Raw genomic sequence first — 22,016 nt, 5'->3', positions numbered from 1 at the left:
TTGAGACGATTAACATATGAAAACGCCAGAGGCGAAACGATAGTCTTTTATCTATCGCCTTTTTTAATTGAGTCGTTAGAAGGAATAGGAGAAATAAACGCTGATTTACAAGGGCAGAAAAGTCCTTATCAGGACGGGGAAACTCATATCGATACGATATTACAACCACGTTTTATAGATTTAGAGGGATCCATTACTTTTAAAGATAAGGAAACAATTAGGAAGTACCGGCGTTTTATTTCACGCGTCTGCAACCCAAAGTTAGGATTAGGAAAAATCACCTTGGAGCTTGATGGAGACATAAAAGAAATATACGGGGCATTAGATGGCGGGGTAGTATTTCCGGAACGTGGCCAAAGTGTTTGGCAGGATTTTTCGATCACCTGGAAATGTCCAAACCCATACTGGCGAGACCCACAGCAGGTTTCTCGTTCACTCAGAGCATATGAAGGAAAATTCACGTTTCCTTTTACGTTTCCTGTCCAGTTTGGAATCGAGGGAGACGTTACAACTATTACAAATGACGGCGACACATCCGCGCCTGTAATAATCACAATACAAGGCCCGATAACAAGACCAATGATTGAAAACCGTACAACCGGAGAATACATGCAGGTTAATACGAGAATCGGAGCCGAGGAAGTGCTTTACATTGACACTAACCCGCAAGCAAAGCGTGTAGAGATACACCGGCCGAATCAAATTATAAAGGCAATGGGCTATTTTGACCATAACTCTGATTTTTGGCAGCTGGAAATCGGTGAGAATGAATTGCGGTATACAGCTGATGAAGGTATTGCTGAAGCCATTGCGGCTATTGGGTGGCATTCGCAATATGTTGGGATATAAATTTAAAGGAATCTATCATTTCCTGTCGAATTAATTAGACAGAGGAGTGATAAAGATGGAAAATACTTTAATGAGATTTTATCTTGATGACCAAATGGTATTGGAAACTACATCAGATAAGCATGATTTCTTGAAAGATCGTGAATTGGAGATGGGAGACGTCATCCAAATGGGTGATGAGAAGGTAATGATTGAAAGCTATAAGGAGCAACACCCACACAACATTATAGACTACTATCTTATTAGGATGGAGTGAAAACATGGTAAGAGGCTATATTATGACGTTTTATAAAAATGACCAAATTGTAGGAAAGCACGCGAGCATTAAAGAGCCTTCAGATGAGGAAATGAAAAACATGCTTATTGAATTTGAAGCAACTCATGCAAAACTTGAACAAGAAGCTAGATTGATAAGAGAAACTGATATTAATTTTCAACCTGCTTAAGCATCTCAAACGAGGTGCTTTTTTAATTGAAAGGAGTTGATCAAATGCGTGTCTCTGAACTAATTTCCCTGTTAGAAAAGGCAAAAGAAAAATTCGGTGACTTGGAGGTTATCAGTGATTGCAGTAAGGAAGGTATCGTTAATGATTGTGAAGGAGTTTATTTAGATAAAGGACTCGATAAAATAAGAATAGCAGATGAAGATATTGATGAAATAAAAGATTTCGTGAAAGAAACCAACTATGAAAAATATATTTTCGTAGACAAAGTGGGTGATTAAATGGCAGAACTATCACGTTTTTTTAATAGCGTAGCCGGAGACGAAAGAACCTATCAAGCGAATGACTTTGCACAGTTTTTTATAAACTTTTTAGGTGACGGTTTCTTTGACGGTTTGGCAGTGTCATCCAGTAACTCAATGAATGTCACCATACAGCCCGGCTCTGCATTTATACAAGGTCATGAATACACAAATACGACAAGTTTTAATTTAACTCACGACACAGCAAGCGCAACACAGAACAGAATTGACCGTATTGTGTTAAGGCTTAATCGTGATGTTGACGTTAGAAATATAAGGGCGTTTATCAAAAAAGGTACCGAGGGTAGCAATCCGTCACCACCTGAATTAACACGCAATGATTATGTTTGGGAAATATCCCTTGCACAAATATTAATTGAAGCAGGAAAATCATTTATTGATGATTCCCAGATCACGGATGAGCGCGGGGATCCGGATGCTTGTGGTCGTGTCAGATTAACACCGACAGTATCGTCACAGCTTGACAGCGTGGACATATACAGTCCGCAGAGAGCATCTTCAGCATTTGACCCCGGAGTTTACGGCTTTAGACTCCACGGTGAAAATAACGGAGATGAATTGCAGGAGTGGATGGACAGTATTGGCATTAGTCCTTCAGATTATGGACGAGGGCTATCAAGCTTACGGGCAAGAGTGGACTTGAATATTGATCGAGCAGGATCCGGTGTTCAGACATTTACAGTGTTTGATTGGTCGCAGAATAATGATTATCAGGTGTACGGCAAGTTTAGCCGTCAGTCCAATACCACATCGTCATCTAGCATATGGGGCAGATGGCAGGAAGAAATAATGGTATTTGATAAAGGCAGACATGGAAATAATCACTGGGTACAGTACACGGATGGCTCAATGGAATATCATGGCGTTATAGACTTGGGTAATATTGCAATTGATTCTGCAATTGGAAGCAGTGATATTTGGCGTGCTGACGATAACTTTGTATTACCATTAGACAAAAACTTTGAGGAAATACACTATTTTAATATCTTCCCACGTGAACAGTCTGTATTTAATATTTGGGCTGCATCATCCAGTACAGGATCATCCACCCCTAGTTTTAGAGTTTTGAGCACAACTAATCATGACAGCGCAAGAGTTGTACTTGGTTACTTTGTAAAAGGAAGATGGCGATAACATGCAGCCTATCAGAGTTTATGATAAAAATTTAAACATGCTCACCGAAACGGATAATTATTTATCCTTACAGTTTATGCCGCGTTTTTATGAAGTGGGAGACTTTGAACTGCATATTAATCAGTATATCGAAAGCGCTGAATACTTTGTAAAGGGCAATCTCATTGTACTGGATAAGCGTGGCGACAAAGCGATGCTAATCAGGCATAGAGAGGTAGCACTTGATCAAAATGGAAAGGCATCCGAAAATTGGCGCATTACAGGTGTAACACTTGAGGGCGTGCTAGATCAGCGTGCAACCATACCGCCGGAGAATACTTCCCACGATCGTAAAAGCGGAAACGCTGAAACAGTCATGAAGCACTATGTCGAGAATCATTTTATTAATCCGGTTGACTCTGACCGAAAAATAGAATTCATCGAAATAGCTGCAGATCAAGAGAGAGGTGCACATGTTGAATGGGAATCCCGGTTTAAAAATGTTTCCGATGAACTGACTGCGATAAGTAAGCAGGCTAATCTTGGCTGGATTATGTATGCTGACATGGAACGCAGGAAGTGGATATTTGACGTAGTGGAACCGAGAAATGTCACGCAAAGAAATGAAGCAGGCTTACAACCTGTTTTTTTTAGTCCCGATTTTTCCACAATAAAGACGCAGCAGTTTGTCGATTCCGATTTAAACTATAAAAATGTTGGCTATGTAGGCGGTCAAGGTGAAGGCGTAGAAAGAAAAATTGTAAAAATCGGTGAAGCAAAAGGCATAGATCTGCATGAAATATTTATAGATGCCCGGGACGTTTCCGAAACGGACGAGGAAACAGAAGAAGAACTTCCACCTGAAGAATACGAGCAGCTGTTAATTGAACGTGGTCAACGTAGGATGAGAGAGTTTGAGACTACGTTTTATTTGGAAGCTCAAATACTGACACCTAGCATTAACCGCAATAATGATTTTGCCATGAGTACACCATTTGAATATGAGACTGATTTTCGTTTAGGTGATGTGGTACAGGTCTTTAATAAAAAGTGGAACATTACAATGAACGCTCCCATCACCGAGTTTAAAGAAATCCATGAGCCCGGTGGGTTTATCTTGGAGGCTGTTTTCGGAGAAGCGCAGCCAACTTTAATCAACAAAATTAAGCGTGAATTTGACGATTTGAAAGGCATTGAGCAGCAGGAATTACCTGCCCGGTTAGCTGTTGAACGGATGCGTGAGGCCATGGAATATGGGGATGAACGCTTATCCGAGGAAGAAAGAGCACGTATTGAGCAGGCACTTGAAATCCTTGACGAATCTAAAGAATACGCAGGTGAAGAGGCATATCAAGCTGAACAGGAAGCTAAACGCCATGCCGATGATCAAGACATTGTTTATGATGAAGAGGCAAAAAGAGATGCTTCTCAGAAATCCGAGCAGGCGGAGAGTAATGCTAAAAAGCATGCCGAAGACCAAGACGAATTTGTCAGGGAGGATGCAGGGCAAGACGCAACTGATAAGGCTAATCGTGCCGAGGATAACGCTAAAGGTCATGCCGACGACAGGGCAGATGAGGCAGAACGTAATGCTAAAGATTATACAGACGAAAATGCTGTAGATTGGGAAGCCTATAACGCAAAAATGCAGGAGATCGGCGACGATTTAGCGGATAAAGTAGGCGTTGAGTACGTTGACGGTCAATTGCAGTTAAAAGCTGACAGTGACGTTGTACAAGCTATTGATGCTACTGTTAATGATTTATCAGATACTGCTGATAATCTGCAACAGGCAGTAGCTGATAATGCAGACGAGCTGGATGCACATGACGGGCGTATTACGAATGTTGTCACGGACTTAGATACTGTGGAAGGTAATTTAAACGTAGCTATTACCGACTTATCTAATCTGGACGATACTGTAAGTCAAGCGCAAACGGATATAAGTGCAAACGCTACTGCAATAAGCCTAAAAGCGAATCAAGATGATTTGGATACCGTATCGGGTGACGTAAGTAGTTTATCAGCAGAATTGTCCGTAGTTGCCGGAGAAGTTGAAGCAAAAGCCGAGCGGTCAGTTGTTGAGACCTTAGAAGGTGATGTAACTACTGTTAGCGATGATTTATCTGCCTTATCTGTAAATGTTGAAGAGATAGAAGGTAATGTATCCAGTCTCACCCAGACTGTAAGTGACCATGGTACCGAAATATCAGATTTAGAGACAGCAAGGTTACAGCATGCTGATTTAATTGAGGATAGGGTTACCAAAACTGAATATAGTACTGATATGGATAATGTAATTACAGACCTAACAGACCATGAAACTAGAATTACTCAAACCGAATCTGATATTACAAGTAAGGTAGAACAGACCGATTTTAATAGTGTTACAGGAGATCTTAGTAATAGGGTATCAACCGTAGAGCAAACCGCAGACGGTCTTGTAATTGATGTTTCGGACGTCAGTGCGGAATTGGATAACTTGGAGATTGGTGGGCGGAATTTAATTGAAGACAGCTCTAAATATGAACTAACGCCTAGAGACACTAGTTATAACTACGCCTCAATGCACCTAACGAAAACATTGGAAAGTGATACAGTGTACACCGTATCAGCCGATGTGGAAGTAACAGATGGAGATGTAACAGAAATTACTGTTCTTCAAAGGCGAGGAAGTAATGATTCGAATGGAAGTGTCGGAGACCTTGAAATTAGAGATGGAAAGATCATGCGAACTTTTACAACTAGCAATGATGAAACAAACCGTCTTTTATTTTATGCAGGCAAATCTGGAAATACTAACGGTAACGGAGTTCTATTTACTAATGTACAACTCGAAAAAGGCAACAAATCCACCGACTGGACACCAGCACCGGAGGATACGCAAGCGGAAATAACTGACGTCTACGAGTACGCATCATCCGAATTTGAACAAGTGGCAGGCAGAATCGACTTAAAAGCTGACAGCACGTATGTCGACACGATTAACGACATCGTAGAAGATCACAGTGCGCAGTTTACGGTCATGTCTGAAGAGATTAGCGGTAAAGTCGATGACGGGGATGTGCGTTCCATCTTTACGCAGGAAGCAGGCTCATTTACTTTTGACGCTGATCAGATAAATTTCCTAGGGCATACGTTTGGGAAGGATGCTACGTTTAGTGGTAAAGTGTCATCAGGAGAAATAACAACAGACAGTGTAGTTATAGGAGTAGAAGATGCTAGTTATTATGACGACCAAGAGTCTCTTGGACAAGGACTAACGCTGAAAAACCCTGTATTTAATAACGCCACAGGCAGCTATGAATTTGGCAATCTATTTAGAATTGCTGTTTCAGAAAATGAGGCTAACTTTTTCGCTCCGCAAAATTTGTTTAACTTTTTTTCTGGAGCCAACCCGTGGGAGCATGCAGCGTTAAGAGCCTCCGCTTTTTTTACAGAAGAGGGCAGAGCAGATGTTATTGTAGATGAAGGATCTAATGCTGATGGTGAGTACATTCGTTATTCAAGTGGATTGCAAATATGCTGGGCCAATCATATAGAGTTGATGACAGATGAATCAAGCGGCTCTCTATCGAGGACGTCTAACCCTGTTACATGGTCTTTTCCTGCTTCCTTTCAAAGTGGGTTTCCTATTTCTGTATCTGTTTCCGTGGCTTCCGTGGGAAGATGGGGGGACATTGCAAATGAACCAAACTCCACAGGCGTTAATCTAATTGCTTTTAGTTCATACAATCCCTCTACTTCTACATGGACGACAACAGCGACTGCTATAGGGAGGTGGAAATAATGGATGTAAACCGAATCATCAATAAATTAAATATAGAATGGTCAGGCGATATGTCGAATGCAAAAAGACGTATCGCTATTTTATCGGCTGAGAACGAAAGGTTGAAAGCTGAAATTAAAAAACTAAAGGAGGAAAATGAAAAATGCAATTCGAAGTCAGAAGCATCAACACCAGATACAAAGAAAGCCAAATAGACAATGTTCAGGTATCGTATAAAGCAAATACTGAAAGCCGATCTGTTAATGGAAATGGAAATTTTAACTTGTCTGCAGATGAATATGAAGGAAATGAATCAATTGCCACCTTGGAACAAATGGCAAAACAGCATTTGCTTGATGAAGTCCCTAATTTGAATTTTGAGGTTAGAAGTATTAATACAAGATACTCAGATGATGAAGTAGTGAGTGTGCAAATATCGTACACTACAAGGAATGATAATCGGACTGTCAGTTTCAATGGGAATTTTGAATTAAGTGATAAAGAATATGAAGAAAACAAGGCTATGGAAAGACTGGAAGAAATGGCAGAAGAAATATTTATAGAAGAGGTTAACGCTGAATAGGCGTTATTTTTATGTGTGAAAAAAGAAGGACTTTTGCCCCACCCTGTAGAAATAATTAGGCAGGAGGGGATTTTTATGAAAGAAGTAGTAAATGAAATTTTTTATCATTGTAATTCAACAAGTAATCAAAATCCATATAACTTATTATCTGAGGGTGATATTTTAAACATAGGCAAAACAATCAATCCATTTATGTCTTCATATGAAAACCAAGTACCGAATGTTATAAATAATAAACAAGCCCTAATAAGCGCAGTTACTTTTTACTGGCACTATGCTAGAGAGACAATTTTTGAAGAGGAGAGAAAAAACATTAATGAAAACTTACCGTCAAGATTTACTTCTCTTTGGGTTGGAGATTATGAAAGTATGAAAGACTGGAAAATGCATTTTGAGCATAATAAAGTGCAACTTCTTGAATTGTCATTAACTGGGGTAGTGTTTAAGTGTGACGCAACTTTTGTTGAAGGAAATCCGATTCCTCTATCAAAAGTTAGGGAGAATGCCAATAAATACTGGGGAGGACATGTGTTAGATAATAAAAAAGTAGAGTACTTGTTTACAGGTAAAGCTAAAGTAATAAAAGTATTGTAGGCATCTCAAACGAGGTGCTTTTTTATATGGGGAAATACGGGAGCTTACAGGCTTCCTTTTTTTGATGTCTGAAAATGTAGGGGGTCGAGCATGAGTGTCGAACTAGGAATATTGATTTCAATTGGATCTTTTTTTATTGCCGTTATTGGTGTTCTTATCGCTTATTTAACCTATCAATCTAAAAAAAGCACATCCACCAAAAACGATACAAAAGAAAGTGCAGAAGTAAAGGCTGGTCTTGATTATATCCGTAAAGGTGTTGATGATATCCGGATTGATCTAAGGGCGAACGAAAAGCGAATAGGTGCATTAGGCGAACGTTTAACTAGGGTTGAGGAATCGTCCAAACAAGCTCATAAGCGATTGGATAATTTAGATAAAGGGGGTGATCAGAGATGAGAAAACAACTTAAAAAAATTGATAACAAATGGATCCGTCTGGTAGCTATGGCAGTTGTATTTGCTAATGCTGGAGCTCTAATGTTTGGATATGAACTACTTCCTTTTGACAACGAGACTATTGTAGCAGGTATATCTGTTATTGCATTGGCGGGTACAGAGATTTGGAATCACTGGAAAAACAATAACTGGACGGCTGAAGCTAAAAGGGCTCAGCAGTATTTAAATGGAGAAAAGGAGGCTAAATAATGTCTAAAGTATATTTAGATCCAGGTCATGGTGGCAGTGATCCGGGTGCTGCGGGTAATGGATTAAAGGAAAAAGATGTGGTGCTAAAAATCGCACGTTATACAAGGAACTATTTGCAGAATGATTATAGTGGTGTATCTGTGAGAATGTCTCGTAATGATGACAGTTTCCCATCGCTAACAGATCGTACAAATGATGCAAACAGCTGGGGAGCAGATATCTTTGTATCTATCCACATTAATGCTTTTAACGGATCTGCCTATGGGTATGAGGATTATATTTATAATCAATTAAGCAGAAATTCCGAAGCTGGAAAATTGCAAGATGCATTACATGCAGAATTGGCTCCGCTGTTTAGAAACAACCGTGGTAAAAAACAGGCTAACTTTGCAGTATTGAGACAGTCCAGTATGCCGGCAGTACTAACGGAAAACGGCTTTATCGACAATTCACAGGATGCAGATTTTTTAAAGAGTGATAGCAACCTGAGAAAGATTGCTGAGGCACATGCGAAAGGGATTGCGGTTTATTTGGGGCTGTCTGGCGGCTCTGGCGGTGGAAAGGCTAAACCTCCAAGCAAGTCAAAAGGTGCAAACCTCACAGTTGATGGCAAGTGGGGAGGTGCTACAACAGGAGCGTTACAGGTTGCGCTTGGTACAACTGTTGACGATATCATAAGTAACCAACGTAGAAACTCTGTCACTGAAGCTATGTACGGCAATACTGTACGTTTTAGTAACAGCGGCGGCAGTATGGTGATTCGTGCGTTGCAGAAGTTAATTGGAGCTACTGTGGATGGTTTACTCGGACCGCAGACAATTAGGTTGTTACAGACTTACTTGGGTACTACCGTAGATGGTGTGTTAAGTAGGCCATCTATGGTGGTCAGGGAAATGCAACGTCAATTAAATTCAGGGACATTTGTATAATTAAGGTTAAATCCTTCTTTCATGTTTGTGTTATTGATTTTAAAAAGGGTGGAGCCTGGAAAACTCTACCCTTTTTAAACAATAAACTTTTAATATAGTTCAGGCTCATCATAATAATGGAACCCATCTTCTAACTTTTTATTGCATTCAGTGCAGTACTCCCAATATCCAAAATCCACATTATCAGTATACACTCCTGCGATTGAATTGCATTCACAGTAATTATCACTCATAAAAATACCTCCAATTTTTTGGTAAAAATAATTTGGAAACCATATTTTTATTCTTTTCTATTGATTTCTGTTATTTTGGTTTTTATTTTTTATTATATATTAAAAAGCAAAATATTCAACTATAAACAACAGTACACACGTTCTCGTTTTTATGGTATCATATTAGAACAAACGTTTCCTTTTGAGGTGATCTTATGGACTTAATAAACCGTGCCGTCGGTAGTAAAACTGTGTTGGAAATGATTTATATTGATGACGATAATAACTTGACACAGCGGTTTATCCGGGTACTGGATAAGCATGAAAACAGCATTTTAGCTTATTGTTATTATCGGAAGAAGGTACGCACCTTTAAAATGGAAAACATATTGTCGTTACAAAAAGCAAGCAGGAGGTTTACAGCATGACAAATGACAGGGGTAGCATAAAATGGACTACGCTCATGTTGCCTGAGCATGTACAGATGATTAAAGAAATGTGGGCAGAAGATGATAAAAAAGAAAAGCCAATCCAGGATGAACAGCAGATAGAGGAAAATGTGATGAAGCTGCAGCTTGCTATTCACGATAGTCTTACTGTTGAAGTAAAGTTTTTCAGCAATTATGAATACCATATGTTGAGAGGTAAATTAAAAAGTATTGTTGCTGATGACTGTATTATTTTTGATGACGGAACAAAGGTTGGCATTAATGATGTAATTGATGTTATGGTGGATTAAATTAAATTTACAATTGTTATATCTATTTTGCAAAAAAGCAGGAAAAGAGACCTTATTTGTAGAATGTATTCAATATAAGGAGGGAGAAATATTGGAAATAGATTTAGATTACAACCAAGTAATAGAAGGTTACAATTCATTTATTGATTACATATCAGACGAATTTAATAAGCATCTATTAATAAACACTATTGATCGTTGCATAGAAGGTCCTGAATGGCCAAAGTCATATTATAATTTGAGAGATGAATTTTTACCTAAAATAATGGGAATAGAGGCTTCGATGTTTCTATTTTGGTTTGCATTGGGAGGAAATATTAAAGACAATTCCTATGACGATATAATATTTAAAAACGAAAAAGCAAATACTTTTTTGAATTATTTATTGTTTAATTATTCATTGGATTTTAAGAGAGCCAAACAATTCAATGTTAATCCTTTGGGTTTTGATAAAGTGGATTTTACGCATAATCAGAATAGAAACATGTTTAATATGTACCTACTAAGAAATGATTCTGATCAATTTTTAATGTCTGTGGACACGAAAGATTTTTCTTTAATGATATCTGATATTCTGTATTATTTTTCATTAATGTTAAATGAAGGGGCTGTCAGTTTCGAAGATATATCTAACCTTAGAACCATTGTTTCTGATTTAGAATCGACAACTATTGATTTAAAGGAATATCTGATTACACTTGAAAGTGAGTTAGAGGAGAGGGAAAATGAATGAATGCTTCTGAGGGCAAAGTCATTGAATTTCCTGGACAGTCTGACGGTGTTATAGGTGGTAAACGTAAAAGATCACACTTAAACCATGCTATACCTATAAATGAAATAGCAGCAACTAGTAACCATCAATATAACGGCGGTGAAAAAATGGATGACAGTAAAATATTAGAAAAATATATGGAAAAAGTTGATACCGATAGAAGAGAAACAGAAAAGCATTTACTGGATGATGCACGAGAACGTGAAACAAGGCTTAGGGAAGAAACGATTAATCGTGAAGAACGTTTTAATGAATCTTTAAAAAATTATCAAAAAGAAAGTAAAGAAAGAGAAGAACGCTTTATTGCAGTAATAGAAAAACTTGAAAATAAAATTGTTGAAGAAAATGAGAAAATGAAAGCTAGTCTTGAAAAGTCAGAACAAAAAATTGATGATTCCGTTAAAAATTTAGAGTCAATGAAAAGAACTAACTTTTGGGGACAAGTGGCTTTTATTATAGGAATATCAGCAATTATAGTTACTTTTATAACTCAAATGTAAAGCCCTCACACCGAGGGCTTTTTATTTTCACAAAAGAAAAAGAGCCTTCAAGGCTCCTCTATATTTATTATTGTTTATCTGTGATACAACTCGTGATACACTTTCAATAAAAAAATAGACTTATTCAACTGGAAGCACACTCCCTAAAACCCTATTAAATCAGTGTTTTATATTATTAATAAGTCTATTACATTGTTATAATTAGCATGTACTTCTTTCCGACTACATCTCCGAGAAACCCCTCATGCTCATGGATTGGTCATTCCCATATTGAACATGTTAATAAAGTGGGTAAAGGTACGGAAATTATTTTCAAAGATGGCCAGCGGGTGTTGCTGCAAGTTTCTTATGGTTCGATTCAAAATCAAATACAGCGAACGGCTCAATTTCGCTATACGCTGGATCACCGGCTCAAGTATTTGAAGAAACATACTGCTGGGATGATAGCAGAGCCTTATCCATAAGCTCCTGTAAAATTTCCTCCACTTTCATCCGTATTGCCGGATTAAAAAAATTCCTTTTTTCCTCATGACCATCACAGATAAGTAAAAAAGTGGAGAACGAATCATTTTTATGCAGTCTTACTACATGCATGCTTTTCTGCAACATGATTTTTCTTAACTGCTTCCGTTCACTAACAGCGATCTGCATCATGCTTTTCAATAGCTGCAGATACGGTTCTTTTATTTTGAATGGTCCGGCTTCCACATGCTTTATATCCTGCTCAATGACGATCATTGCCATGGATAAAAAAAGAAAACGTACGGACACTTTAGAATCCTCATCTTGAAGATACCGCATACGACATCCCTCCAAAAAAGAACAAATGTTCTCTGTTTCTATATTATATGCAAAACCAACGGAAAAATACAATAAAAAAATGAAAAACAATGAAATTAAAGTAGCTGTTCCGTGGTTCTGACTAGGTATAGCAGGCAGTTTGGATTAGAATTAAACACTTCAGTTTAATCCTGGTTGATATGAATGGGATACGAATTGAGTATAGAATAATTTCACGAGTAAAAACCTTTCAAAAATTTATTCAACGTTTCTGTATCATCAGTTTTAGCAGCATGTATGCAGTGAAGGGCGAGCTTGCCTATTGAGTTCAAATGTTATGGAGTTTCCACCCGTTCCAAATCGAAACAAGACAGTAGGTTATGTATTTTATTATTTTAGGTGATTGGCAAATATATGGAGAAAAGATTGGGTAGAAAATTGTTAACAAGGCATGAAACCAAGCTTTAAGAGGGTTGAAGAGCCAATAAAAAGGGTAGAATGATATCTGGAGGAAGATAATCATGAAAAAAGTAAACTACCCTAGGTTGCTTATTGCAATAAGCATTGCATTGGTTCTTGCTTTTACGCTGAGAAGCGTCATATTTGCAAATTATTCAGTTGTCGGAGAATCAATGCAGCCCACATTGAATGACGGCAATTTGTTAATCGTGAATAAAGTACTTTATAACCTGCAGGAGGCAGACCGTTTTGATGTCGTTGTTTTTCATGCAAATGACCAAGAAGATTACGTGAAACGAGTCATTGGAACACCGGGAGACAAAATAGAATATAAGAACGATCAATTGTATGTGAACGGTGAATATGTTGAAGAGGAATTTCTGGAATCATATAAAATGGCTAGCAGTTCCGACCCTTTTACAGAGGATTTCACGCTAAAAGCGCTGACAGGTGAAACACAAGTGCCTGAAGGAAAATTATTCGTGCTTGGTGACAACCGGCAGGATAGTCTTGACAGCAGGTCATTCGGTTTTATTGATCAGGAAGTGCTTGTAGGAAAAGTCGGTATGACATACTGGCCGCTCCCTCAGGCGAGTCTTACACTGGGGAAATAAGAAAGTATATAATTTTATGTAGGTGTTAATGAAACAACAAGTTTAGCCACGTCCCGCTCCACGCTTAGCGACTAGCGAGACGTCCTTCACCTCGGGCCTGCAGGATGCAGGTCAGTTCGGTGTTGCGACAGGACGTCGCGTTTTTAACCGAACATCCTTCGATAAGTCAACATGGCTCCTATGTAGAAGGAAGGTCGACTAAAATCGGACTTCGCGTCCAACGTCGGCATACCCCTATGAAGGGGCATGTTTCCTTTATCTCCTACGGCTCAGTCCAGTCCATACGTCGCTAATCTAGCTTTAAGCCTTTGTTCGCAAATAGCTATGGAGAAGCTTCCATCTTTGGTAAAATAGAAGATGGAAGCTTTTTAATGGTTATGTTCATATAGTTTGTTGCTATTCAGACCGGAGCCCGAATACACTGCGCTTTTACCTCCAGGCACAAATCGGCATCTCTGGAAACTCCCGTTGGCCATTTTCAGCGTGTCTTCTTTGCCGCCGGCGACTGGAGAGCTCCCAACGTACAGCATGTGCTAGTGTAGATGACGTCACAGGTATTATGATGGGCGAGCATTTGGCGCAGTCTTGGTCGATGACGGTTGTCACCAACCTCGTGCTTGAGCACTCCTCGCGCTCTACGGGGGTATCACTGATGCCTTTTCTCCCGCAAGAGTGTACGTGTATCCGGCTGATAGCAAAATAATAATATATCAGTTTTGCAGAAAAACAACAAATCTTTACGGTGGGACGAGAATATCTCGTAGTCCTAAATCATTACGAGGACGGAAAATTTCAGTCTCAATCCTTTAAAAAACAGCCTTTTTAATTGAATGGAGGAGTCACTATGGGAGTCCGATTTCTGATTGGCAGAGCCGGAACCGGAAAAAGCGGAAGAACATTGGATGAAATAAAAGAAAAATTGCTTGAGCACCCGCAAGGTTCTGCCATCTTTTATATTGTACCGGATCAAATGACATTTCAGCAGGAATACACGTTATTTCGCGACGAACATATAACAGGAAGCATCCGTGCACAGGTTGTCAGCTTTTCAAGGCTGGCCTGGCGTGTGCTGCAGGAAACAGGCGGTGCTACAAGACAATTTATCAGTTCTGTTGGAACACAGATGATGCTTAGAAAAATTATTGAAGAGAAAACAGGGGAATGGCTTACTTTCGGAAAGGCAAAGGAGAAACAGGGATTTTTACAGCAGCTGGAAAGCATCATCACCGAATTCAAACGTTATAATGTGACACCGGAACTGCTTTATGCACAAATGGAAGGAATGGATCGTTTTGTACATAAAGATCCTAAAGAGATAGCACTTTTAAATAAACTGACAGATTTAGTATATATTTATGAGAAATCCCTTTTTGCTTTGCAGGAAAACTATATTGATAGTGAGGATCAGTTGGAATTGCTGGCAGAAAAGGTCGGACTCTCGCAAGCACTGGAGGATGCAGAAATCTATTTGGATGGTTTTCATAGTTTTACTCCTAAGGAACTGCTTGTTATTGAAGCACTGATGAAAAAATGCAAACGTGTAACTGTAACGCTCACTTTGGATCAAGTGGATCAGGAAGCACCATCCGAACTGGATTTGTTTTACAAAACTGCGGAAACTTATCAACAATTAACGCAGATGGCGGGAGAAAGCGGGGTTCCGGTAGAAGATACGATTTATCTGAATCCTGCAGATGGAAGATTTAAAGATCGTCCTTATTTTGCTCATTTGGAGCAGCACTTTAATACGATTCCCTCTCCAAGTTACGCAGGAGATGTTCCTATTCGGATTGCGGAGGCGGTGCACCCAAGGGCAGAGGTTGAAGGGGCTGCACAGGAAATCATTCGCCTTGTGCGGGATGAAAATTACCGTTATCAGGATATAGCCCTATTTATCAGGGAAGCTAATACGTATAACGATTTAATTTCCACCATTTTTCGAGATTATGATATTCCGGTATTTATTGATGAAAAACGTACGATGATTAATCACTCCCTGATTGAGTTTATTCGTTCTACTATGGATATTGTGGAAGGAAACTGGCGGTATGATGCTATTTTCAGAGTGCTGAAGACAGGATTTATTCCTGCTTCAGACAAGGAACTTCCGCTAACAAATGATGCCATTGATGAACTGGAAAATTATGTATTGGAATACGGTATTCTTTCCAGGGAACGATGGTTAAGTGAAGAAGAATGGGTCTTTCAGCGGTTCCGCGGCTTTGAACAAAAGGGTCAGACGGATGCAGAAATGGAGACTCAAAAGCGAATTAATAAATACCGCTCTCAGGTCGTGGATGCACTCCGGGATTTTGACCAAAATATCCGAAAAGCCAAAACCGTAATGGAGTTTTGCGAGATAACGTATATGCTGCTCGAGGCTGTTGGAGTGCCTGGACGTCTGGAAGCAATGCGGGCTTTTTATGATGAGCAGGGAGAAATTGAAAAAGGGCGAGAGCAGGAGCAGGTATGGGACGCTATTATTCAGCTGTTTGATGAAATGGTGGAAATGGCCGGAGAAGAAAAAATGACGCTGGCAAGCTTCAGGTCCACACTGGATGCCGGATTTGAAGCATTGAAATTTGCCCATGTTCCGCCAAGTATGGATCAGGTCATTGTTGGTACGATTGATCACTCACGAATCAGCGGCATCAAAGTTGCCCTACTGCTCGGTGTAAATGAAGGAATTTGGCCGATGAAACCACCGGCTGACGGTATTATTAATGAAGAGGAACGAGTGATTCTCGAAGGACATGGGCTTAAACTGGCGGAAAGCAGCAGACAGCAGTTGCTTGATGACTGGTTTTATATGTATATTGCCTTCACTGCTGCCAAGGATCAGCTTTGGATCAGCTATCCTTTAAGTGATGAAGAAGGTAATACAAAAATGCCTTCCCAGCTTATTAAACGAATAGAAGATTTATACCCAATATGCTGTGACCATATTTTATTGCAGGATCCTGAAGAATTGGTTGAGGCCGATCAGTTTATCACCACAGCACTGAAAACAAGATCTGCCTTGACCGCCCAGCTTGCAAGATACAGAAAAGGTTATCCGGTGAAGGAAATCTGGTGGCATGTTTTAAACTGGTATGTGGAAAACCATGCAAAACACAGTACAACATATAAAATCCTGCAAAGCCTTTTTTACCAGAATAAACCAATAGATTTATCAGCAGAAACAGCGGAAAAACTATATCCTCCAAAAGAGGTCAATGCCAGTGTATCCAGGCTGGAAACGTACTATCGCTGTTCTTATCAGCATTTTGCAAAATACAGTCTTGGTCTTGAGGAACGAAAAACGTATAAACTGGATGCACCGGATATTGGTCAGTTATTTCATGAAGCATTAAAAACAATTACCGAATGGATCCAAGGGGAGAACAGGGATTTTGCGGCATTGTCGAAACAGGATACAGATCAGTATGCGAAAAAAGCTGTTCACCAGCTTGCTCCTGTGCTGCAGCATCAGATTTTGCATAGCTCCAACCGGTATAAATATATACAGCAAAAACTGCAGCAAGTCATTGCCAGAGCAGCCTATGTATTAAGTGAACAGGCAAGACAAAGCCAGTTTTCACCAGTAGGGCTTGAACTCGGTTTCGGGAAAGATCAAACATTGGATCCACATATTTTAGCATTGCCAAATGGCTATGAACTTGTGCTTCGGGGACGTGTCGACCGAGTGGACAAGGCATTAAACGAAGATTCCCTCTTGCTAAGGATTATCGATTACAAATCAAGCTCCAAAGGATTGAATTTGCTGGAAGTATATTACGGTTTGGCCTTGCAAATGCTCACGTATCTGGATGTTGTTTTATCCCAGTCGGAAAAATGGCTCGGGGTGCAAGCGACTCCTGCAGGCGTATTATATTTTCATGTCCATAACCCGATGATCTCCGGCAATGATAGAATAAGTGAAGAAAAAATAGAAAATGAGATTTTTAAAAAGTTTAAAATGGACGGTTTGCTGCTGTCTGATGAGGAAGCAGTGAAAATGATGGATACCAACCTGGAACAGGGGTACAGTCCAATTGTGCCGGCAGCGATCAAAAAAGGGGGCGGATTTTATAATTCTAAAATTGCGGATGAGGAAAACTTTGAAAAGCTGCAGCACCATGTGCAGGGCCTGATGGTCGATGCAGGGCTTGATATAACAGGGGGAAACGTACATTTAAATCCCTTTAAACATAAACAGAACGTCGCTTGTACTTTTTGTCCGTTTCATTCTGTCTGTCAATTCGATCCATCATTGGATGACAATAATTATCATAAATTAACCGATATGAAAGAGGATGAGATTTTAAAAAGATTAACTGAAGGGAGGAAAAGCTGATGGTCAAATGGACAATAGAACAGGAAGAAGCTATTTATACTTCAGGGAAGGATGTGCTTGTCGCTGCTGCGGCAGGTTCCGGCAAAACGGCAGTGCTCGTGGAACGTATTATTCAAAAACTGTTAGATAAAGAAAATCCGGTAGATATTGATTCCCTGCTTGTCGTAACTTTTACCAATGCAGCTGCCCAGGAAATGCGCAACCGGGTTGGTGCTGCTTTGGAAAAGGCAGTTGCAGCAGATCCGTCATCAATCCATTTGAAAAAGCAGTTATCTCTTCTGCAGCGTGCTTCGATCTCTACCTTGCATTCCTTTTGCTTGGATGTCGTAAAGCAGCACGCCTATTTACTGGATATTGACCCTGCATTCCGGATTGCAAATACAATGGAAGCAGACCTGTTAAAGCAGGAAGTAATGGAAGATTTGTTTGAGGAATGGTATGGCGCAGGGGATATAGAGCAGGATGAATTTTTCGCTGTAGTAGACCGTTTTTCCAATGACCGGAGTGATGCGGCTGTAGAAGAATTAATTCTGTCATTATATCATTTTGCAATGCAGAACCCGTGGCCGGATGAATGGCTTGACGAACTCGCAACAGCTTATGAGATAGGTGCGGATTGGCAGGAGTCGGAGCTGTCCTGGCTGGATATTATAAAAAACGAAGTTCAAAGTCAATTTGCTGCGATTCAGGATGAAATGAATCTAGCTTTCAATTTAACCCAGGAAACTGACGGACCATTTCATTATATGGATGCAATAGAAAAGGATCTTACTGGTCTAAAGGAAGCATTAAACCATTTTCATAACTGGGATAATTTGCAGGAATTTATGTCATCAAGCAGCTTCGGCAGATTATCGGGGAAAAAAATAGAATGTGATGAAAAGAAAAAAGAAAAATTAAAAAACTTGAGAGACAGCTATAAAAAACGCTGGAATAAAATGAAAGACAGGTGGTTCAAACGAAATTTAGCCAGTCATGTGGAAGATATGCAGGAAATGGCACCTGTCGTTAAAAAGCTGACAGCGCTGGTAAAAACTTTTAAAGATCGATTTACAACAAAGAAAAAAGAAAAAGCCATTGTGGACTTTTCTGATTTGGAGCATTACTGTTTATCATTATTTTTGGATGAATCGGCAACAACGGTTGAACCGGTACCTTCCAAGGTAGCACATTATTATAAAGAAAAATTCAGCGAATTATTAATTGATGAATATCAGGATACCAACCTGGTGCAGGAAACTTTATTGACATTGATCAGCGACCGTACAGGAACAGGCAACATGTTTATGGTGGGTGATGTGAAACAAAGTATTTACCGCTTTCGTCATGCTGAACCAAAGCTGTTTATTCAGAAATACGGATATTTTGCTGAAGAAACTAACCCGGCCAGCAGGATTGATTTAGCACGGAATTTTCGCAGCAGGGAGCAGGTACTGACAGGAACAAACTATATTTTTCGGCAAATTTTGGATGCGGAACTGGGAGAGATTGATTATGATAAAAACGCTGAATTAATCTATGGGAATAAAATGTATGATGAACTGCCGTACTCCGAGCCAAATCCCGAACTCGTTATAATTGACAGAGAAGCAGAAGAAGATGTAGACGTCTCAGAAGATGAAGAGGATTATCAGGATTTAGAAAAAGCTCAGCTGGAAGCTCGTTTCTATGCGGAAAAAATTAAAACATGGATCGGACAAAAGGGCGGAGTACCGCTGCAAGTTGTGGATAAATCAACAGGAGTACAGCGGGACTTCCAGTATCGGGATGCCGTCATTTTACTGCGTTCCATGAGCAATTGGGGCCCCGTGATCGTAGAAGAATTGAAGAAACAAGGGATTCCTGTCTATGCAGAGCTGTCCACTGGTTATTTTGAAGCAATTGAAGTAAAAGTGATGATTAGTTTTCTCAAAGTAATAGATAATCCAAGACAGGATATTCCGCTGGCTTCCGTTTTACGTTCACCAATTGTAGGCTTAAATGAAGAGGAATTAGCTGCTATTCGGTTGGCGAAAAGAGGATCCTATTTTTATGAAGCTATGAAAAGCTATATAGATACCAATCGGAATAATACCTCAGACAAAATTAAAGCGTTTCTTGAAAAATTGGAGGAATTTCGATTTGCCTCAAGACAGGGAGCATTATCGGAATTAATCTGGGATATTTATATGGAGACAGGCTACTACGACTTTGTCGGCGGTATGCCTGGCGGTCGTCAGCGGCAAGCAAACCTGAGGGCACTTTATGACCGGGCAGGAACATATGAAGAAACATCATTTCGCGGTCTGTTCAGATTCTTACGCTTCATTGAGCGGATGGAGGAAAATAATGATGATCTTGGTGCGGCAAGAGCACTGAGCGAGCAGGAAGATGTCGTAAGAATCATGACCATTCACAAAAGTAAAGGGCTTGAATTCCCGGTGGTCATTTTAGGCGCAATGGATAAGCAGTTTAATTTAATGGATTTAAATCAGCAGTATTTACTCCATAAAGAAATGGGGTTTGCTTCCAAATATATCGATCCCGTAAAACGAATCACGTACCCGACACTTTTTTATCATGCTTTAAAACAGGAAAAACTGCGAGAGCTTTTGGCTGAAGAAATGCGGGTTTTATATGTGGCGTTAACCAGAGCAAAAGAAAAACTCGTTATGGTCGGAAACGTCAATTCGATGGAAGATAAACGGAAAAAGTGGGAAAGAATGATTGATCACGCCCAGTGGGTGCTCCCCGCACATTTTCGGATGGAATCCAAAACTTATCTGGATTGGGTAGGGCCAGCCCTTATCAGACACGAAGATAACAACCTGCTACGTGGAGAAATGGAGCTGATTTCAACATTAAATGAGATTCACCTTGATCCATCCACATGGGATGTAACTATTTTACATGGGAGTGAGCTTGTCAATATAGATGAAGCCGAGGGAGACAAGAAGGAAGAGCTAAAGCGTACTATTGTCAACTGGGAGAAGGCTTCTGTAGCTGATGAAAGTCTGGAGCAGGCAGTAGATCAACGTTTATCCTTTACTTATGGTTTCAAGGAAGCAGCTGCGTTGAGGGCGAAACAAACGGTAACCGAAATAAAAAGACAGCAGGAAATCAAGGACGAATACAGCTCAGACCAGCTTGTCCAGCAATTTAAGGCGCCAATAGTAAAACGGCCTAATTTTATACAGAAAAAGAAAACTATTACTTCAGCGGAAAAAGGTACAGCAATGCATACGGTAATGCAGCACATCCCAATGAACAGAGCTTTAAGTGAAGATGAGATTGCAGAATTTGTGGAATTTCTGGCAGCAAAAGAAATACTAACGCAGGAACAAGCGTCGATCATTGATTATTCAGCTATAGCAGGTTTTTTTGCTACACCAATTGCAGGTTATATGAGAGAAGTAGAAAATGTACATCGGGAAGTCCCTTTCAGCCTTACCTTGCCGGCAAATGAAGTATATGCTGACTTGGCAGATGGAACGGAGGAGCAGGTGCTGATTCAGGGCGTTATTGATTGCCTGATTCCAAAAGAAGATGGCTGGATTATCATGGATTATAAAACGGATGCCATTCCTGAAGAGGTGGACACACAGGCAAAAAGAAAACTGATGAAAAGGTATGAAACACAGCTGAACTTGTACCGGCAAGCCGTTGAACAAATATGGAAAGAGCCGGTGAAAGAAGCATATTTATATTTCTTTTCCAGGCAGCTTTTATTGGAAGTGCCAGGTGAGTAAATTGTAGAAGCCAACCTTCATATGAGGGTTGGCTTCTTTTTTTAGCGAGTGTCTAATTTTAAGGACACTCGCTTTTTGCTGTTTTCACACGCAATGACTACCTGAAAACTTCTCTTAAGCAGGTAATTTTAATATTATATATCTTGCAATCGCTGTATAACTGTTGTCCTCTTTCATTCCGTGATATGATATAAATACTTGAAATGATTATGTTTTTTCACCTATTTCGGAAGGATATATTATATAAAGTACTAGGATAAATTTGTATATCATAGTAAGCGATCAACATTACTTTCTGATCTCAGATCTCTTTTTTATGCAACCGTATTAATCGTGAATGTGCTGCCAGTCATATCCGGTTTCTGGGTGGCGCTTTATTTTACGGATAATGCTTTTGCGGATTATGGGGGTCTATTTTTACTCAATCGGCAGTCCGAACACACTTCGCTTTCCTCGGGCGGCTGGTGATCCCCCTTGCCTCGACAAGGGGGATGCCGACGTTGCCCGCAAAGGGCGGTTTTAGTCGGGCCTTCAATATTGGCGCACCGCGGGGTCTCACCGATGCCTGTCCTCCCGCAGGAGTCTACGTGTATTCGGCCTACTAGTATAGTAATATATGTCCTAAG

General features: G+C 39.8%; 21 protein-coding genes. 20 read left to right on the top strand and 1 reads right to left on the bottom strand.

The window, feature by feature from the left end:
• From ACDX78_RS02145 to ACDX78_RS02065, 17 genes are all read left to right on the top strand, one after another.
• A complete protein-coding gene (locus ACDX78_RS02145) occupies window positions 1-849 on the top strand; it encodes a phage distal tail protein (RefSeq protein ID WP_486024962.1) in 849 nt (282 codons plus the stop codon).
• Between the two features lie 55 nt (window positions 850-904).
• On the top strand, window positions 905-1,105 hold the full coding sequence (locus tag ACDX78_RS02140) for a hypothetical protein (protein WP_486024960.1): 201 nt from the start codon (window positions 905-907) through the stop codon (window positions 1,103-1,105).
• Window positions 1,106-1,127: 22 nt separating this feature from the next.
• Window positions 1,128-1,295: a hypothetical protein gene (locus ACDX78_RS02135; protein ID WP_486024958.1), complete on the top strand. Its 168-nt coding sequence runs from the start codon at window positions 1,128-1,130 to the stop codon at window positions 1,293-1,295.
• Between the two features lie 26 nt (window positions 1,296-1,321).
• Window positions 1,322-1,573 (top strand): hypothetical protein, encoded by a 252-nt coding sequence (locus tag ACDX78_RS02130; RefSeq protein WP_486024956.1) that lies wholly within the window; start codon window positions 1,322-1,324, stop codon window positions 1,571-1,573.
• Window positions 1,574-2,749: a hypothetical protein gene (locus ACDX78_RS02125; RefSeq protein WP_486024955.1), complete on the top strand. Its 1,176-nt coding sequence runs from the start codon at window positions 1,574-1,576 to the stop codon at window positions 2,747-2,749.
• Between the two features lies 1 nt (window position 2,750).
• The gene (locus ACDX78_RS02120) at window positions 2,751-6,518 is read left to right on the top strand and encodes a Gp37-like protein (protein ID WP_486024953.1); all 3,768 of its coding nucleotides are present in this window, start codon (window positions 2,751-2,753) and stop codon (window positions 6,516-6,518) included.
• On the top strand, window positions 6,518-6,712 hold the full coding sequence (locus tag ACDX78_RS02115; protein WP_486024951.1) for a hypothetical protein: 195 nt from the start codon (window positions 6,518-6,520) through the stop codon (window positions 6,710-6,712). The genes ACDX78_RS02120 and ACDX78_RS02115 overlap by 1 nt, the downstream gene beginning before the upstream one ends.
• A complete protein-coding gene (locus ACDX78_RS02110; protein ID WP_486024950.1) occupies window positions 6,661-7,080 on the top strand; it encodes a hypothetical protein in 420 nt (139 codons plus the stop codon). The genes ACDX78_RS02115 and ACDX78_RS02110 overlap by 52 nt, the downstream gene beginning before the upstream one ends.
• A 75-nt stretch (window positions 7,081-7,155) precedes the next feature.
• Window positions 7,156-7,674 carry a DUF2441 domain-containing protein gene (locus tag ACDX78_RS02105; protein WP_486024949.1) on the top strand — a complete coding sequence of 173 codons (519 nt, stop codon included), beginning with the start codon at window positions 7,156-7,158 and terminating at the stop codon, window positions 7,672-7,674.
• Between the two features lie 90 nt (window positions 7,675-7,764).
• Window positions 7,765-8,073: a hypothetical protein gene (locus ACDX78_RS02100; RefSeq protein WP_486024947.1), complete on the top strand. Its 309-nt coding sequence runs from the start codon at window positions 7,765-7,767 to the stop codon at window positions 8,071-8,073.
• A complete protein-coding gene (locus tag ACDX78_RS02095) occupies window positions 8,070-8,321 on the top strand; it encodes a phage holin (RefSeq protein WP_486024945.1) in 252 nt (83 codons plus the stop codon). The genes ACDX78_RS02100 and ACDX78_RS02095 overlap by 4 nt, the downstream gene beginning before the upstream one ends.
• Window positions 8,321-9,250, top strand: coding sequence for an N-acetylmuramoyl-L-alanine amidase family protein (locus tag ACDX78_RS02090; RefSeq protein ID WP_486024944.1), 930 nt, complete (start codon window positions 8,321-8,323; stop codon window positions 9,248-9,250). The genes ACDX78_RS02095 and ACDX78_RS02090 overlap by 1 nt, the downstream gene beginning before the upstream one ends.
• 427 nt (window positions 9,251-9,677) lie before the next feature.
• On the top strand, window positions 9,678-9,890 hold the full coding sequence (locus ACDX78_RS02085) for a hypothetical protein (RefSeq protein ID WP_486024942.1): 213 nt from the start codon (window positions 9,678-9,680) through the stop codon (window positions 9,888-9,890).
• Complete coding sequence (locus tag ACDX78_RS02080; protein ID WP_486024940.1) at window positions 9,887-10,201, top strand: YolD-like family protein; 315 nt, start codon at window positions 9,887-9,889, stop codon at window positions 10,199-10,201. The genes ACDX78_RS02085 and ACDX78_RS02080 overlap by 4 nt, the downstream gene beginning before the upstream one ends.
• Before the next feature lie 91 nt (window positions 10,202-10,292).
• Complete coding sequence (locus tag ACDX78_RS02075; protein ID WP_486024938.1) at window positions 10,293-10,934, top strand: hypothetical protein; 642 nt, start codon at window positions 10,293-10,295, stop codon at window positions 10,932-10,934.
• Entirely contained in the window at window positions 10,931-11,473 is a 543-nt protein-coding gene (locus ACDX78_RS02070) for a hypothetical protein (protein ID WP_486024937.1), read from the top strand. Before ACDX78_RS02075 ends, ACDX78_RS02070 begins: the two co-directional genes overlap by 4 nt.
• A gap of 206 nt (window positions 11,474-11,679) precedes the next feature.
• On the top strand, window positions 11,680-11,937 hold the full coding sequence (locus ACDX78_RS02065) for a competence protein ComK (protein WP_486024935.1): 258 nt from the start codon (window positions 11,680-11,682) through the stop codon (window positions 11,935-11,937).
• Here ACDX78_RS02065 and ACDX78_RS02060 read toward each other — a convergent pair.
• Window positions 11,885-12,274, bottom strand: coding sequence for a YhjD family protein (locus tag ACDX78_RS02060; RefSeq protein ID WP_486024934.1), 390 nt, complete (start codon window positions 12,272-12,274; stop codon window positions 11,885-11,887). The genes ACDX78_RS02065 and ACDX78_RS02060 overlap by 53 nt on opposite strands.
• Window positions 12,275-12,774: 500 nt before the next feature.
• Here ACDX78_RS02060 and lepB point away from each other — a divergent pair, with 500 nt between their 5' ends.
• The 3 genes from lepB (at window position 12,775) to addA (ending at window position 21,390) form a co-directional block, all read left to right on the top strand.
• Window positions 12,775-13,326 (top strand): signal peptidase I, encoded by a 552-nt coding sequence (gene lepB, locus ACDX78_RS02055; protein ID WP_486024932.1) that lies wholly within the window; start codon window positions 12,775-12,777, stop codon window positions 13,324-13,326.
• A gap of 844 nt (window positions 13,327-14,170) precedes the next feature.
• The gene (addB, locus tag ACDX78_RS02050) at window positions 14,171-17,662 is read left to right on the top strand and encodes a helicase-exonuclease AddAB subunit AddB (protein ID WP_486024931.1); all 3,492 of its coding nucleotides are present in this window, start codon (window positions 14,171-14,173) and stop codon (window positions 17,660-17,662) included.
• Window positions 17,662-21,390, top strand: a complete 3,729-nt coding sequence (addA, locus tag ACDX78_RS02045) for a helicase-exonuclease AddAB subunit AddA (protein WP_486024929.1) — start codon at window positions 17,662-17,664, stop codon at window positions 21,388-21,390. The genes addB and addA overlap by 1 nt, the downstream gene beginning before the upstream one ends.
• Window positions 21,391-22,016: the final 626 nt, after the last annotated feature.

This window comes from Virgibacillus oceani, from assembly GCF_041521345.1.
Classification (GTDB): Bacteria; Bacillota; Bacilli; order Bacillales; family Amphibacillaceae; genus Virgibacillus_N; species Virgibacillus_N oceani_A.
This window is presented reverse-complemented; position numbering and strand designations above follow the sequence as displayed.